A 14412-nucleotide genomic window follows, 5' to 3' on the forward strand; every position below is an offset into this window, starting at 1 on the left:
GCCTACCTAAACTATAAAGTGGACCCCTCAGTCAAGACAATATCAGGTTGAGTTTAAGAGGGTAGCTGATCACATGCAGCGGAACGGCGCTGCTCCGATTCGGTTTCTGAGTGAGATGTTTCTCGCTCACTGAATTTATCCACAATTCTTGCCCCGCCGCCCCTTGCTGTCTGGTAGACCTCGTTGGGCGTGCGATAGTCCAGCGACTGGTGTGATCTTTCCGTGTTGTAAAACACAAAGTATTCTGTCAATCCCAGCAGCAGTTCAGGCACGGTGGCATACCCTTTCAAATACACGTCCTCGTGCTTGACGCTGCGCCAGAGCCGTTCCACGAAGATGTTATCCAATGCCCGTCCGCGTCCGTCCATGCTGATGGCAATACCATGCGCCTTGAGCACTCTGATGAATGCCTCTGAGGTAAACTGGCAGCCCTGATCGGTATTGAATATCTCGGGGGGGCCACAGGTCTGCAATGCCTGCTCCAGGCAGTCTACACAGAACCCGCTATCCAACGTGTTCGACACGCGCCACGTCAGAACTTTGCGGCTGTACCAGTCGATCACCACTACCAGGTACACAAATCCCCGCGCCAGGCGAAGATAAGTAATATCGCTGCTCCACACCTGGTTGGGCCGTGTCACCTCTACCCCGCGCAGCAGGTACGGATAGACCTTGTGCTGCTGGGTGGCGCGACTGGTATTCGGCCCCGGCGCCATGCCCGCCAGTCCCAGCTTGCCCATGAGCCGCTGCACTCGCTTGCGGTTGATGCGATGCCCCATGCCGCGCAAGTACACCGTCATCTTGCGGCTACCGTAAAAAGGATGCCTTGTGTATTCGGCATCGATCTGCACCAACAGGATCAATTCCTGTTCGTCCGGTTCAACAGCCCGGTGCGGTGCATAGGTGGCGGAACGAGCGACCCCCGCCAGCTCGCATTGCCGGGTCAGTGCCAACTGATCATTGGGACTGACCCAGCGCTTGCGCTCTCCTATAGACTGATCCCGGACTTTTTTTTAAGCCAGTCCAGTTCCATCTTCAGCCGCCCGATCTCAGAGTAGAGTCGCTCCGGGCTGGCGGATGGGTCAACCGGCTTGGGGCCGCGCCTAATGTCGAATATCCCGGATGCCTGCCCCTGCAACTCCTTCTTCCACAACCCCACCTGGGTCGGATGCACCCCAAACTCCCGGGCAATCTCGTTTACCGTCTTGACTCCCCGGATCGCTTCAAGCGCCACCTTGGCCTTGAACTCACCACTGAAATTCTTGCGTTTCTTCTCACTCACTGCCTACTCCTTTTTATAGCAGGCTACCATCTTAAATCACTGTCCAGTATCTGGGGTCCACTATACTAGGAGATTAATGTGCGGATATCGATGCTGGATGTTATACGAGAGGCTAACGAGCAACGCAAGCGCGAAAGGGAGGCAAAGCGGGCAAAGGAAGCACAGATTAAGTGGAATTGGAGACTCGCCAGAAAGGGCTTGATTACGAGCCCAGCGCGGCTAACGATACTCGATGAGAAAACCCTCTCTCAAATGGATGCTGCTAGGCTGCTGGATTGCGTGATTGAGCAGTGGCAAAGGGGAAAGATTTGATCACTGGGGCAGGAATATCTTATTCATGTAGTTTTTTCCCGGGCGTTTTCAACGTGTACTCAGGAACGCGAGTGCTTTTCCATTCCCGCATTACGTGATTACAAACTTCACAATTAAAGGAGTCAACGTCCTTAAAGGGGAGTCGAGTGATTGTTACTGAGTAGATTGAGCCACATTTCTCGCATGTGGCATCGCCAGCTTCTTCGCTTGACCATGCTTGGATCATAGTTTTTTGCCTTCATTCTACTGCCAGGGACAGAGATTGGACACACTCCTATTTAGGGGCGCTAGGGGGACGTTATGGAGGCAGCCACTAATTCCTCAATGGGCGCGATGACACCCATTCTGTAGATAATATGCAGAAAACGTCGATGGTGGTCGCAATAGTATTAAAAAGGAATATCGTCAACTTCAAAACGAAATTCACCGTCGTACCGGTACACTTCCTTAAAGCCAGTTGTTACCTTGGCGTGTAAAGATAAATCTTCATTTAGAGTTGGGATCACAGCCTCATCACAATCAATATAAACGACAGCGCAACTAAGTTCATTACTCCAACTAACAGAAATATCTTCCTTCGCTATTAACACTCCGTGCCTTTGTTTGGCTAACCAGTATATTGCCCACCTAGTCTTTGCTCGAAAATCATCTATCAAAATATTTCGGCGCTTATAATCTTCTAGAATCTTACTGTAAAACGACTTATCAGCCGCATCACACCAGTTGCAATTCGCTTGGTGAAGGCGATCATAGTCTTTTAGCTTCTCTAGAAAGCTAGCATAAGTGATAAAACGTATCCTAGAAGAGGTTTCGTTCTTTTTTATAATGTATCGAAAAATGTAATGCTCAGCCTCGATTGTTTCTTCAGAGATAACATCGTTGTCGATAACAAGTCTAACAAGATCGGATTCAATAACCGACAAGAGATTAAATTGATAGCAAGAAGGCGTCTTTTTTCGTTGCGATAAAGCACCAAGCTCATAGGCTTGGGCTTTCATTAATGACGTCACTGCGGAGAATATATTTTTGTCGTTGTGAGGGGCGCCACTGATCCGATTCATTTCTTGAAAGGCAAATACCTCATAATCCGGAGTGGATAACGCTTCTTTAACACCAAGTCTTATCATTTCGTTGTGATAATTTTTTGCGGTGGCCGGCTTTGCAATTTCATACCCCATCGCTTTGTCGTTGCTCCACACGTGAAGAGGCCACCAGTTAGAATTTGGGTCTTTAAGGTTAATCTTTCTAGCGAGTAAAGCCCAAATATCTGCGGCGCTTTTTTTGCAGCTTACTAAAAGCGTCGTATATACGTCCACCTGTTGTACCTTCGATACTTTGTAAGCCAGCAGATCTATTTCTCTAACGCTACCTTCAAAATCATCTTCGTAGTACTTATTACTAATAACCGTCCAGCCTGCTTGCCGGAGGATGTTCGCTATTCTGTACTCAAGAATAAAACCCGTTTTTTGTATCTCTTGGGTGTACTTGTTTTCGCTCATAGTTATCTGTGGAAGGAGGACAGGATATGGGTGTGGGGTCAAAAACTATCCGCATATCGCGTTTTTCAGAGCCTACTAAGCGATGATGTTGCGCTAGACTCGGCAGAAATTAATAACTTAATAATTCCATCAAACCACGCCTCAATTACCGGGTATTCCCTAGCGAATATCTCCCGATATGCCTCAAACCGGCGAATCTGATATCCCTTTCCTTTTTCGATATTTCGCTCAGCCTGATCCAGTTGCGAGACAAGCGATTTCCGCCAGCCGTCAAACTGCTTTTTGAATTCCTGGGCAGGGTCGAACAAGGCACTTTGCGAAAAAACCGGCTGCAGTCGACTTAACAAGGTTTCTGGAAGCTCACGAATAATTTTGCAACGATGGCTGCGCGGGTAAGGTTCAGACTGCGCCTTTTGCATGAATGGTTCATCTAAATGGGTAACGGTGCGCCGCAATATCTCTTGAGCACGTGCCACATGATGACAAATAAGACTTGCCGTTTTTTGGTCAGGTACGATTCGCATTTCAGCATTTCGCCACGCTTTAGTAAACTCGGGGCCATCCAACTGCTTGCACATCCGCTCATGCTCACCAGATGCTTCGATTCGATCGGAGGCTATTTTATCGATGGTGGACCGGTTAGCGTCATACGTAGCCAATAGGGGTTTCATTCGATTTTTCATACCATTTCCCGCTTGGCTGGTGGATACCAAACAGCCCTGAACCCGCCTTCAACGCTTGACCACCCCCGCTTGCGGATATACCCAAGGGCTCGTAGTGCTTCGCCTGTTTCCCCTGAATGAGCATGTTTCCCATGATATTTGGCCTTGAGTACCTGCCGGTAAAATTCAAGTGATCTCGGAGTGCTGCGCTCCTCGTCCGGCATCGACTCTATAAACCGCCGCAACCGTTCTATGACTGGTGCGGTGCGCAGTCTGAACATGTCCATTTCTGAGATATCTTCAACCTCGCGCCGGGCTGCTCGCTCAGCAACGTCCGCCTTTATCTTTTCCATCCATGTTTGCATTTTGCAATCTCCTTGACTCAGCCAAATCCTCTGTTTGTGGTGATATGTATGAGTGTGACTTTTTTCTGGATGTTCTGGATGATTTTAGGCATTTTTCGGAAAGTCCTCTATGAGAAGAGCTATAGAAAAGTTTCCTAAAATGGGGGTAAATCATCCAGATCATCCGCCCCGGTCAATTAATGCTCATGCATGCTAATCGTCCTTCTGCATTGAGCCGAACTCCGCGTGCGAATTTTGTCCCACTGCCTGCCTTTTCTAGAAAAATACCCCGCTCGGTCAGCCGCCTGCCAAACGATTGCCGGGTCGCAGGTCTTAGCCAGCCTGATGCTTTCGCCCAACTTGTATATGCTTTGTACAGGTCACTTGTAGATGTTTTTTCACTCGGTGCGATATCTACATGGTCATCCATCCATTGGCCGAAAATATCCATGTCTGCTTGATAAGCTTTCCCAGCTTCTTGTACCTCTCGGGGCGGGTTCAATCCCTGCCGCTGCCAATCTCTAAGCCCGTCCAAAGCCCAGTTAAGTACGCCAGACCCCTCAGCTCGCAATTTTTCTGGAAGCCTTCCATCGCATTCTTCATCGGCAATAGTTTCTCTAAAGGGGATTAGCGTGACTCTTCGCCAGATTCCATAGTCCCCGCCTGAGATCGCCGGGCGGTGATTTCCCACAATAAGTAACTTATGTGTTGGCGTCCAACTCGCAAACAGTGTCAAGGGTCACACAAATTTCCCCAGTTGTGGTCATCTAAATTTCCCCACCCTGGGGTTGCCGTCACTCGACGGATGGGTTTTCGGCGGGCCGGACCAGGCCCGCCTTGAGTTTGTCTTTAAGCCGGTAGGAATTGCCTCGTATATTCATGGTAATGGCATGATGCAAGATTCGATCCAGCACGGCGGTCGCAATCACGCGATCGCCGAACACCTCCGCCCAGGAGCCGAAGCTTTGATTGCTGGTCAGGATCATCGGTCCTTTTTCATAACGCCTGCTGATCAATTGGAAGAACAGATTGGCGCCGTGGCGCTCAATGGGCAAATAGCCGATTTCGTCAACGATCAGCAAGCGCGGTGCCGTGTAGAACTTTAATTTGTCCTCCAGACGACCCTCGGCGGCGGCCCTGGTCAATACGGCGATCATGGCGGCGGCTGTCGTAAACAACACCCGGTAACCCGCCTCGATCGCCTTGATCCCCAGGCCCACGCTCAGGTGCGTCTTGCCCACGCCGGGAGGCCCCAGAATCACGATATTCTCCCCGTGCTCGATGAAGTGGCACGAGGCCAGGGTCGTGATCTGTTTTTTGTCGATCGAGGGCTGATAGGTAAAGTCGAAACTGTCCAGACCCTTGACGAACGGGAATTTGGCCAGCGAAGTGCGCATGGTGATGTTCCTGACGGCCTTGGAGGCGACTTCCTCGCCCAGGAGCTGGTCAAGGAAGTCGGCATAGGGCAGTTCCTGCTCGCTGGCCTGCTGTAACAAAGCCTCCAGCCGGTCCCGGCTTTTAAACAAGCGTAGTTGCGCCATATGCTCATGCAAACGTTCAAGTTGTCCGGCCATCATTGCATCACCTCTTCATACACGCTCGGGTCGCGCACCTCGACCTCTGCCGGCCCCCACCAGCGGCTTTGCTCTGCAGATCCGGCCAGGCCGAACCGCTTGCGGCCATTGCGCGCCACGGCCCCGGGGCCATGCTCGGGCAGGACGCGCATCTGATGTTTGTCAGACAACAAGGGATGCTCGGCCACCACCACTCCAGCATGCTCGACGCGTAACGCGCCGCCTGCCGGAATGACCTCGACGGTTTTGCCGATCAGGCCGAAGGGCACCGAATAGCGATTGCTCTGGAAGCTCACCAGGTAGTCCTCGGCCACGATACGCGCAACACGCCGCTGCTCGCCAAACGAGCCGTGGCCCGCACTGGGCAAGAGTACCGTGGCTTCCTCGGCGAACCGATCGATAGGGCGCTGGTGCGTGGTGCCGTGCACACGCAGATCGGCAATGGTGGCGGTCCATTCGTCAAGCTGAGTCTGGACGTCCACCACATCGATAAACGTGCGTCCAGGCAGGAAATTGCGCTTGACATATTTCACGCCCGATTCAACTTTGCCTTTGGTCTGGGCGCGGTAGGGTGCGCACACTCGTGGCTCGAATCCCCAGTGCCGGGCAAAGGAGCGGAAGGTTTCATTCCAGCGCCAGCCTTCGCCCTTGACCGGCTCGCAGACGGTGCGAGCTCGATCGTAGAGGTGCTCGCGGGTGAGCCCGCCAAAATGCTCAAAGGCCGCTTCATGGCTTTCCAGAAACAAGCCCAGTTGCTCATTGGCGCATACCCGATAATAGCCGCGCCGGCTGTAGCCTAATGTCAGGACAAAGACGTGCAGTACCACCGGTTGGGTGCGCAAATAAATACGCATCTGCCCCCAATCGATCTGGCTTTGTTGGCCGGGTTCGGTCTCGAAGCGCCGCTGGCAAATCTGCGCCGGATCCGCCTGCACGCGCAGCGGCATCACGAACCGCTTGACGGTCTCGTAACTGCCCTTATAACCGCAATCACGCTGCAGTTCCTGATAAAGAATCCGTGCGGAATAATTCACCTGACTGGCCCGGCGCCGAAGAAAGGCATCGTGCGGGGCCAATAAGGTGTCAGCCCGCGCTTCGCGCTCATAGGGCCGCCACGCCGCCTCGCGCACCATCTTGCGCACAGTCTTGCGGTCGATATCAAGCCGCCTGCCAATCTCCGCAATCGAGACCTTCCCGGCATGCAACTGCCGTACCTGTTCACAGCGCTCTTTGCTCAGCATGACGGCCTCTCCTGTATCCGTGATGCTGACTATGATGCGCTCGGCTTTCTCCAATAACGTATCCATCTGTTCTCTCCTACAAAAACAGGTGGGGATTTTTCAATGACCGTAACGGGGGATTATTGGATGACCGATGACAAACAGTCCATAGGGATTTCGCGCAGTCATTGTGTCACCGCCTGTCATGGCTTTTAATGATGACTCAGCAAAGCGAGCGTTTTCATCAGTTTCCGTTGCCAATGCGAGTCGGCGTCCCTTGAGAAGCATTAAATCAGGTGAGGCAGCACTTGGGTCACGTTTTGACTGCATGAGGGTGGTGGTAGGCAAAATGACAGCATAGTCGCCAAGAAGCCAAAACAGAAGCTCTGCAAGTGTTGTCTTCCCGTTACGTCCCAAACCGTAGAAAAAAACGAAACAGTGCTCACTTACGTTCCCGGTTAAGAGATAACCTGCAAACCGTTGGAAAAATCCTGCAAGCTGTGTATTTCCACCCGTAATTCGTTTGATAAAATCATCCAGACGAGGAGCTGTCGCGGCGGGGTCAAAGGGAACAGAGCAACGCTTTGTCACAAGTATCTCAGGAGTAGTGGGTATTAGCTCCTGAGTGTGTAAGTCGATAACGCCATTTGGTACTCCCAACAGCATATGATCAGCGTCCACCTCGGATAGCCGCACGGTCATGGCAGGCTCCGATTTCGCCATGTTAATCATGGCGTGAATTTTTTGCTCTGTACTGCTCCGCTCGACGTGCGCCATTAGACGTTTCGTTTGGGCTTCATCTGGAGCTATTTTCCATTTCTCAGCCGCGTGCTTACGTAATTCCGCCACAACCGCTTTTGCTGCTCTAATCTCTTCCCCTGGAGGTGCAAGAACCCAGCCGGAATTGGCCTCGTATTTAAGCCATTCCTTTGTCTCGTGCACAAATTTAAGCCTGTCACAAAACAGTCGGGCAAAGATTTTCCCATTCACAATATCGCCGTTGGCACCTCCTAGCGCGCCTTCAATCTCAGCATTTTTAGCTGCGCTTACCCATTCCTTCTCTCTGGCAAGATAAAAGAGAGTCCCAAGACCAATACCCCCGTCCGGCCTATAAGAATCCCATGAGGTGTCGAAATCATCCTCGTTATATTTGCTTGACCCTTTGCTCCATTCGCGTGCAAGATTTTGAGCACACTCCCAGCCAGTTGATGCAAGCGCGAACAAGACTTTTAGCCAAGTACTTCTATCGCAACCCGAAGATAGTACGGCGAGCATGGATTTAACTCGCTCAATCTCCTCAACGGTTTCGGGAGGAGGTGGATACCTTCCTAAGCCCTCGCTCAAATCTCCGCTTTGCTGATGTAAAAGAGGCAATTTTGCGTGGGCCTCACTTACCTTTGCGTTGAAATCTGAAAAATCAACATCAGCACTTTCACGCAGTACTTTAACAATGGGGGTGTTATACCCGGGTTTGTGGTTCCGAGTGCCCGGCGGCCTGAGCACACTGGCAATATCCGCTGTTCGGGAAGGATCAGCAAGCAGGACGGTTGCTCCCATCGCCATGATTTTCTTAAGTTTCTTTGCCACTGGAAGCCACTCTGCGGCTGAGATATCTTGCCTCAGTATCCAGTAGCAATGAAGTCCGCCTCCGCTATCTACAACTGTCGGGGCTGGGAGTGCGTAAGCAAGGCGAAATGCATTTAATGCCTTGATAGCGTCTCTTTTTGTTCGATAGCCCTTTCCGTCAGCCGCTTTCTCTTCGCCGCAATCAATATCGATCCAGAAGGATTTAACCCATAAAACATTGTCAGCCTTACGCGATCCCGGTTCGCGATATGAAGCCATGGCGAAGAAGGCATCGTTTCCAGCCTCATCAACTTCAAGAGCTTTCGCTACGGCATTGCGTACCGAGTTTGCGTACTGGGACCTAAATTTCTTTTGCGCGTCAAGTCCACTGACGTTGTAGTTTCCACTTCCGGGAAGCGCCCTGCGAAGGAACGGTTCACAAGCCTCGCTGTTGTTACGATGATTGATTAATGCAGGGACGCTCACTTCCCTGCCTCGTTGCTAAGCCGGCTGGCTTTCTTTGCTTCAAGCCAATCTAAGACTTCATTCTCGTCCCAAGCTGATGCGTTTGGGCCTAACTGAAACGGTGCCGGAAATTCTTGAGTTTTTACCTTTCTCCAGATAGATGCAGGCGCATACCCTACAAGATCGCATACTTTACGTAACCGAAGGGCGCGACTGGTTTGTTGGTGTTGTACAGCCATATTTTCCTCGCTCAGATTTTGCAAGAGCTCCATGCTCTCGCTTATGAGCTTGCTTTGTACACCTTGCGATGGAGTGAGTCGAGGATGGCTGGGGGTAACCCCCCGTTTGCTGAGTTTTGAAGAAAGACAACGTAGAACTAAGGAATGATTCCATGCTTGCTGCATGAAAACTTGGCTTGCGCGTCTATGTCCAAATCGCTGACTGCTGTCAGAGGTATACGTTCGGCTTTGACCAATTCTTCACGTGCATTGAAAGTTTCGACAGCTACATACGTTGCGTCGTCAGAAGGATAACCTTTTATCCGAAAAAGGTACTCTGCATAAAGTGCAGCATCACGTGACCGCGTAAAACCCGGCAGTCGTGGACGCCCTTTATTTCTGTTTTGACCGAAAGCCGCGTGGGCCTTTTCGCCAGAGAGAATTTTTACCAAAGCATTGACAAGGTCTATTCTCGCTCCGTAAGCCCCTGAAGTGTTGAACAACTGTTGCGTATCTGGATTATCCAGCCACCGGATAATATCTATGATTTTTTGAGGGCTACGCGTCCTCAAGGTTGCAAATGTTCTATTCATTGGGGTCCGGGCTTTATCGTACCCTATCCAATCGCGAATTTTTGCAGCCAACTCAGAAACGGCATCCGGTACAACTTCGGCATCCGGTACAACTTCGGCATCCGGTACAACTTCGGCATCCGGTACAACTTCGGGCTCTGGTGTTGGTGGATAGACTATAGCCCACAGTGTGACCAGTGATTGCGGAACACCTGCATTAGCTATTTTTAGCTCTGCTTTTGGTTTACTGTCCTTCATGCAACGGCTTGTCGTAGGCTTACTACGTTCGTGATATCGTGGTTTAGCAGTTCCAGCCGCTCTCCCAGCACTCGCCATGCTTCAGCCTGTTCAGCTTGAAGTTTCTGACGCTGATAAATGCGTACCAGCTTGTTTTGTTCGACGTGGTTCAAGCATTTTTCTATCACGTCAGGACGTACGCCAAGTGCTCCCATCAGAGTTGCGCCTGTTCGCCGTAGGTCGTGGGGGGTCCATTTCCCTCCGGGCAGCGCGAGGGAGTTTGTATTCACACTTCGCCCCTTCATAGGTGGTTTATTCCCCCGTTGCCTGTCACCTATCTGTTTTGTTAATGATTTCAAGCATATATGGCTATTTGTATAGCTTGCTGGGAGAACCCAAGAGCTACCTTCAGACAATCTCCGCAACGTATTAAAGTGCTCGATAGCGAAGGAGGACAAATAAACGGTGTGCTCTTTCGCATTCTTTGCATTTTCGGGAGGTATGCGCCACTTGGCTGCACCTAGGTCCACATCAGCCCATAGGGCTTGGCTAATCTCACTTATTCGGCAGCATGTGGACAGCATGATCCAGAGCGTAGATATATTTTGTTCTGCCATGTGCGCGTCTGCCAATTTATCCGGCAATGCCTTGATTTCAGCTTCGCTCAGCACCCGCTCTCGTTCCACCTTTCTGCCGAAGTCATCTCTTTTCAAATGACTGCTGGGGTCATTTTCAACCCAATCGTTTTTTATGGCGAAGCCAAACATCTGCCGCATGTCACCCAAGAGATTACGGGCAATGATCGGTGCCCCTCGCTCAACAACATCGTAAAGGAGTTTTGCTACCATGCTACGCGTCACATCTTCAACAGCAACGTGACCGATAGCCGGGAACACGTCTTTCTCAAAGCTACGCTTTACTTCCGCCCCTTTGTCTTTGCGCCGTATTAATTCCAGCCGCTCCCATCGTGCAAACAGTCCAAGCACGTCTAAACGTGCCTTGCGTGCCTCAGCTTCGCTGATCCGTGCCTGTTCCTTATCTATGGCTTCCGCTTGGTCGGCATGCGATTTGAGGCGTTCTATATGCTTTTCTATGGCAGGGTCTTTCCCCCCTTTCAGTAATTTTTGCGCCTCATTCAGGTTATCGCGAATTTTTGCTAGCGAGACTTTAGGCCAAGTGCCGCAGGTAAAGTCTTTATGGGCTCCGTTGATGCGATAGCGCCAGCGAAACAGCACACTAATCCCTTCAGTGCGCACCTTAACCGTGCCGTATAGGCTTTCCGCGTCAGATATTCTCTTACCCGCGTCCTGCGCCGTAAGTGCTTCCAGCTGCTTTACCGTTAGCTTTGGCATCATTCCTCCACTTGCGCTTCAAAAAAAGTGCCCAACAAAGTGCCCAACAAATTGATGGGATAGGATGATATTTTACGCTACAGTATGAGACGGAGCAATAAGAAATATTCAATAATTACCGTAACTTAGTTTACAGTAATGGGATAAGGGGAGACCGCAAGATACAATGTGAGAGAGGTATCTACCTAGCTACGAACCAAGGGGTAGTGGGTTCGAATCCTGCCGGGCGCGCCATAATTCCTTAGTAGATTCAGCCGCTTATGTGTGCAACCACTAAGCGGTTTTTCTTTGCTTGCGCTGAGTTCGGATGTAAAGTCTATTGATTCATGCGAAGCGGCAGGACAGACTTGCTCAAAGCCAGGAGCCCAGATAGTTATCCTCCCACTAATGTCCAAATAACCGAAAACAGCATACCTCCCCAGGCGAGAGTAAGGAATGTCTGGATTGCCTCTTGCGGGGGCGAAGGCGACAAATGCCAGGAAGGCAGAGGAGGAATAGGAAGGCGAGGGCGAAAACCACATAGCTGCGAACCAAGGAGTTGTAGGTTCGAATCCTGCAGGGTGTGTCATAACTCATCTGTAGATTCAGCTGCTTACGTGTTCACAATACCAAGCGGTTTTTGTTTTCAGCGCTTCTTAATTTTTATACAATAAATCCATCAATAGAAAGGGTTGAGCGTTAACGGATAAGGAGACGAGTTATGCCTCAAGATAGACGTAAGAACGATGCCGCGCATCATGAGCCAGAACGGCGAGTCGAGGACAGGCGAAGACTATCCGACAGGAGGGAGGAATACCGCAACTACGGTACTCCCTGGACGGCGGAGCAGGTCCAATTATTGAAAAACCTGATCAGCCAGGAAATCCCTCTCAGGCGGCTTGCTCAAATCCTTGGACGAACGTCGTCTGCTGTCGAAACAAAAGTAAAACAGGTCAAGAGCCCCGACAAGAAAGTTGCGTGATGAAATAACCAACTACAAACTCATCCTGGGCAGAGCCCTATCCTGGTGATGATGTTATCTGCCGCAGGCAAGCATCCGGGACTGAAGATGGGTTCATCCATTCCCATGAGTTGAGAATGAGAGGGTATCAATAGCTGCCGGCGGAATTATTGAGATGCCGAATTCTTACCGTCAAGGATCTGATTTCCTTGTCTACATCAATTACCTCATCCAGTCTAACCAACTTGAATTGCAGTTTGACATGGGATTTATTCTGGAGCTTCAACGCGTGGTCCTGAATTCGCAACCATACTGTCTTGGATGCGCCGGCCGGTCCGTATGGAGGCAGCAAAATCGGCTCAAACGATCGGCTTTGTTCCCCGCTGCCCTCTCCAAAGCTTATGCTATCTTTTAATACTTTCATCGGAAGATCATCTGGAGTTACTGTCCTGATGTTTTCAATATAAACCCCGTGGGGGAGCAAATTCTCCAATCCCAGCCGGATGCAATAGCCTTCGCTATCCTGCCAGCTTGCAAATATCCTGAAAAAAACGACATCATCGCCCTTTATCGCCTTATATACCGCTTCAGCTGACTTTGGCCCATACTGTTTTATCAGTGCGGCGATCACGCCAGACGCTATGGTGTCGGCGCCAAAAAATGCTTCCGTGCCTTCATCGGTTTGCCCCTGTGGAAGTTCGGGCTCGCTCACTGCGCATCTCCTTTATTGACGGCCGAGGGGGAAATATTTATTCCCGCCAGTTTTATTCATGGCATCTTCTTTCTAATTGCCAGGGCTTGTTATTCAGTCTTTTTTATCCTCATTGTCCTTATTCGAATTACTTAAGGAAGCGCTGAACAAATCCTCGCTGAGCGCGTTGCTGGTAAAATCGGGATGATCATAAGGCGCGCGACGCAGGTCGTAGCTTGGACTACGATGCCAAGGAGCGCAACGCCATGAGTGCCCGATTTTACCGCAACCCTTATGGGACGGGGATTTGCGGGTGGTCTGCCTTGTCAGGCTCCTAGCGAAGGGGATCAACCATTCGCGTCGTCGCCTTTCGCGCATCCCATCCCGCAAAGCCACCGTCGCGCCAGCGGAGATTTATTCAGCGCTTCCCTAACGCTTCTTCGATCTTCGCTGCGGTAAGAATATCTTCCATGATAGGATCGGGATCGCCACCTCGTCCCCGATGTTCGGCGTACCACTCATGTATGAGCGCTGCGGCATCGTGCTCGCGGGGATCCAGAAATTCCTCCATGTCCATCCCGCTGGCGGCACAGACATCTTCGATAAGTGACCAGTCGAATTCCATATTCCCGTCTGTCGAGGAATTCTGTACCCATTCCAGCAATGAGAAATGGTGGTCTTCAGGAAAGGGAATTTTCATTTCATCAAATATTGATTATTTGCAGGTGTGTTCTTCCCACTAACAATGGTGTAACGTGCAACTATACCGCCGTATAAAGAGAAGTAAATGGCTTCCTTGATCCCAGGCTGGGCATATCCCGGCAAGTCCGCAGCAAATTCCAGTCAGGCTAATTAGGCGAATGACATATTCTGGCATATGCCGTGCTTTACGGAAATTGCCCAGTCTCGTCTCACATGAGCTGTATACATATGGTCTATGTTGGCTATACGCATGAGATAGTTCATGCGGAATATGAATGATAAACTCTGGAACCGGGATAGGGGGAAATAAAATGAAGGCATTCATAACGACAGGCGGTGTATTGAACGTTGTGCCGGAGAATGAGACCGAGGAGTACGCGCTGATTCAGTGGAAAATGCAGGCATCGATCAGAGTCGATGATGCGGAACGCGAGGAGGATCGGTATTTTCGCGGGAGCCGTATCAGTATTCCGGACGACATCCAGTTCTGATAATCCCGACACCCGCCCCGGCTATAGGCAGATGGGCAGAACCCCTGACGTTATGGATATTCCCCCTTGATACCCCTGGTGGCCCGGGGCCAGCCTTCGTGGTGGCCTTTTGCTTCATATCGTCCCAGCACATCTTCGAGGCATTCCTTTCTCGATTCAACCCGACGTATTCGTTGTTCTGGTTTATCCACCTGATTAGCACGGCCGTGCCCGGACTCCGCCTCCGGCTCATCCGCTTTTTCCTGGGCGGGGCCGCCTCGAAGGGGTTCCTGTAATTTTATACAG

General features: G+C 50.8%; 15 protein-coding genes. 2 read left to right on the plus strand and 13 right to left on the minus strand.

The window, feature by feature from the left end:
* Positions 1 to 53 precede the first annotated feature (53 nt).
* The 11 genes from ACZ5CE_RS05285 to ACZ5CE_RS05335 form a co-directional block, all read right to left on the minus strand.
* Positions 54 to 1282 (minus strand): IS3 family transposase gene (locus ACZ5CE_RS05285; RefSeq protein WP_464574421.1). Its coding sequence is split into 2 segments (ribosomal slippage): positions 54 to 1006 and positions 1006 to 1282, totalling 1230 coding nucleotides; the frame shifts between segments, so codons are not numbered across the junction.
* A 701-nt stretch (positions 1283 to 1983) separates the two neighbouring features.
* Positions 1984 to 3093 (minus strand): hypothetical protein, encoded by a 1110-nt coding sequence (locus ACZ5CE_RS05290; protein WP_464576766.1) that lies wholly within the window; start codon positions 3091 to 3093, stop codon positions 1984 to 1986.
* A 65-nt stretch (positions 3094 to 3158) separates the two neighbouring features.
* A complete protein-coding gene (locus tag ACZ5CE_RS05295; protein ID WP_464576767.1) occupies positions 3159 to 3764 on the minus strand; it encodes a hypothetical protein in 606 nt (201 codons plus the stop codon).
* An 8-nt stretch (positions 3765 to 3772) separates the two neighbouring features.
* Positions 3773 to 4120 (minus strand): hypothetical protein, encoded by a 348-nt coding sequence (locus ACZ5CE_RS05300; RefSeq protein WP_464576768.1) that lies wholly within the window; start codon positions 4118 to 4120, stop codon positions 3773 to 3775.
* A gap of 172 nt (positions 4121 to 4292) precedes the next feature.
* Positions 4293 to 4835, minus strand: a complete 543-nt coding sequence (locus ACZ5CE_RS05305) for a phage/plasmid primase, P4 family (RefSeq protein ID WP_464576769.1) — start codon at positions 4833 to 4835, stop codon at positions 4293 to 4295.
* 58 nt (positions 4836 to 4893) lie between these two features.
* Positions 4894 to 5676 carry an IS21-like element helper ATPase IstB gene (gene istB, locus ACZ5CE_RS05310; RefSeq protein ID WP_464575910.1) on the minus strand — a complete coding sequence of 261 codons (783 nt, stop codon included), beginning with the start codon at positions 5674 to 5676 and terminating at the stop codon, positions 4894 to 4896.
* A complete protein-coding gene (gene istA / locus ACZ5CE_RS05315; RefSeq protein ID WP_464575911.1) occupies positions 5673 to 6980 on the minus strand; it encodes an IS21 family transposase in 1308 nt (435 codons plus the stop codon). Before istA ends, istB begins: the two co-directional genes overlap by 4 nt.
* A gap of 33 nt (positions 6981 to 7013) precedes the next feature.
* The gene (locus ACZ5CE_RS05320) at positions 7014 to 8945 is read right to left on the minus strand and encodes a phage/plasmid primase, P4 family (protein WP_464576770.1); all 1932 of its coding nucleotides are present in this window, start codon (positions 8943 to 8945) and stop codon (positions 7014 to 7016) included.
* Positions 8942 to 9328 carry a helix-turn-helix transcriptional regulator gene (locus tag ACZ5CE_RS05325; protein WP_464576771.1) on the minus strand — a complete coding sequence of 129 codons (387 nt, stop codon included), beginning with the start codon at positions 9326 to 9328 and terminating at the stop codon, positions 8942 to 8944. The genes ACZ5CE_RS05320 and ACZ5CE_RS05325 overlap by 4 nt, the downstream gene beginning before the upstream one ends.
* Positions 9301 to 9972, minus strand: a complete 672-nt coding sequence (locus ACZ5CE_RS05330) for a hypothetical protein (protein WP_464576772.1) — start codon at positions 9970 to 9972, stop codon at positions 9301 to 9303. The genes ACZ5CE_RS05325 and ACZ5CE_RS05330 overlap by 28 nt, the downstream gene beginning before the upstream one ends.
* Positions 9969 to 11306 carry a tyrosine-type recombinase/integrase gene (locus tag ACZ5CE_RS05335; RefSeq protein WP_464576773.1) on the minus strand — a complete coding sequence of 446 codons (1338 nt, stop codon included), beginning with the start codon at positions 11304 to 11306 and terminating at the stop codon, positions 9969 to 9971. Before ACZ5CE_RS05335 ends, ACZ5CE_RS05330 begins: the two co-directional genes overlap by 4 nt.
* A gap of 697 nt (positions 11307 to 12003) precedes the next feature.
* Here ACZ5CE_RS05335 and ACZ5CE_RS05340 point away from each other — a divergent pair.
* Positions 12004 to 12264 carry a hypothetical protein gene (locus tag ACZ5CE_RS05340; RefSeq protein WP_464576774.1) on the plus strand — a complete coding sequence of 87 codons (261 nt, stop codon included), beginning with the start codon at positions 12004 to 12006 and terminating at the stop codon, positions 12262 to 12264.
* Positions 12265 to 12391: 127 nt separating this feature from the next.
* Here the strand turns inward: ACZ5CE_RS05340 and ACZ5CE_RS05345 are convergent, their stop codons facing one another.
* Positions 12392 to 12955 carry a hypothetical protein gene (locus ACZ5CE_RS05345; protein WP_464576775.1) on the minus strand — a complete coding sequence of 188 codons (564 nt, stop codon included), beginning with the start codon at positions 12953 to 12955 and terminating at the stop codon, positions 12392 to 12394.
* Between the two features lie 397 nt (positions 12956 to 13352).
* Entirely contained in the window at positions 13353 to 13634 is a 282-nt protein-coding gene (locus ACZ5CE_RS05350; RefSeq protein WP_464576776.1) for a hypothetical protein, read from the minus strand.
* A gap of 313 nt (positions 13635 to 13947) precedes the next feature.
* Here ACZ5CE_RS05350 and ACZ5CE_RS05355 point away from each other — a divergent pair, with 313 nt between their 5' ends.
* Positions 13948 to 14127 carry a hypothetical protein gene (locus ACZ5CE_RS05355; protein ID WP_464576777.1) on the plus strand — a complete coding sequence of 60 codons (180 nt, stop codon included), beginning with the start codon at positions 13948 to 13950 and terminating at the stop codon, positions 14125 to 14127.
* The last annotated feature ends 285 nt before the right edge of the window (positions 14128 to 14412 follow it).

The organism is Nitrosospira sp. TNL200, assembly GCF_055386305.1.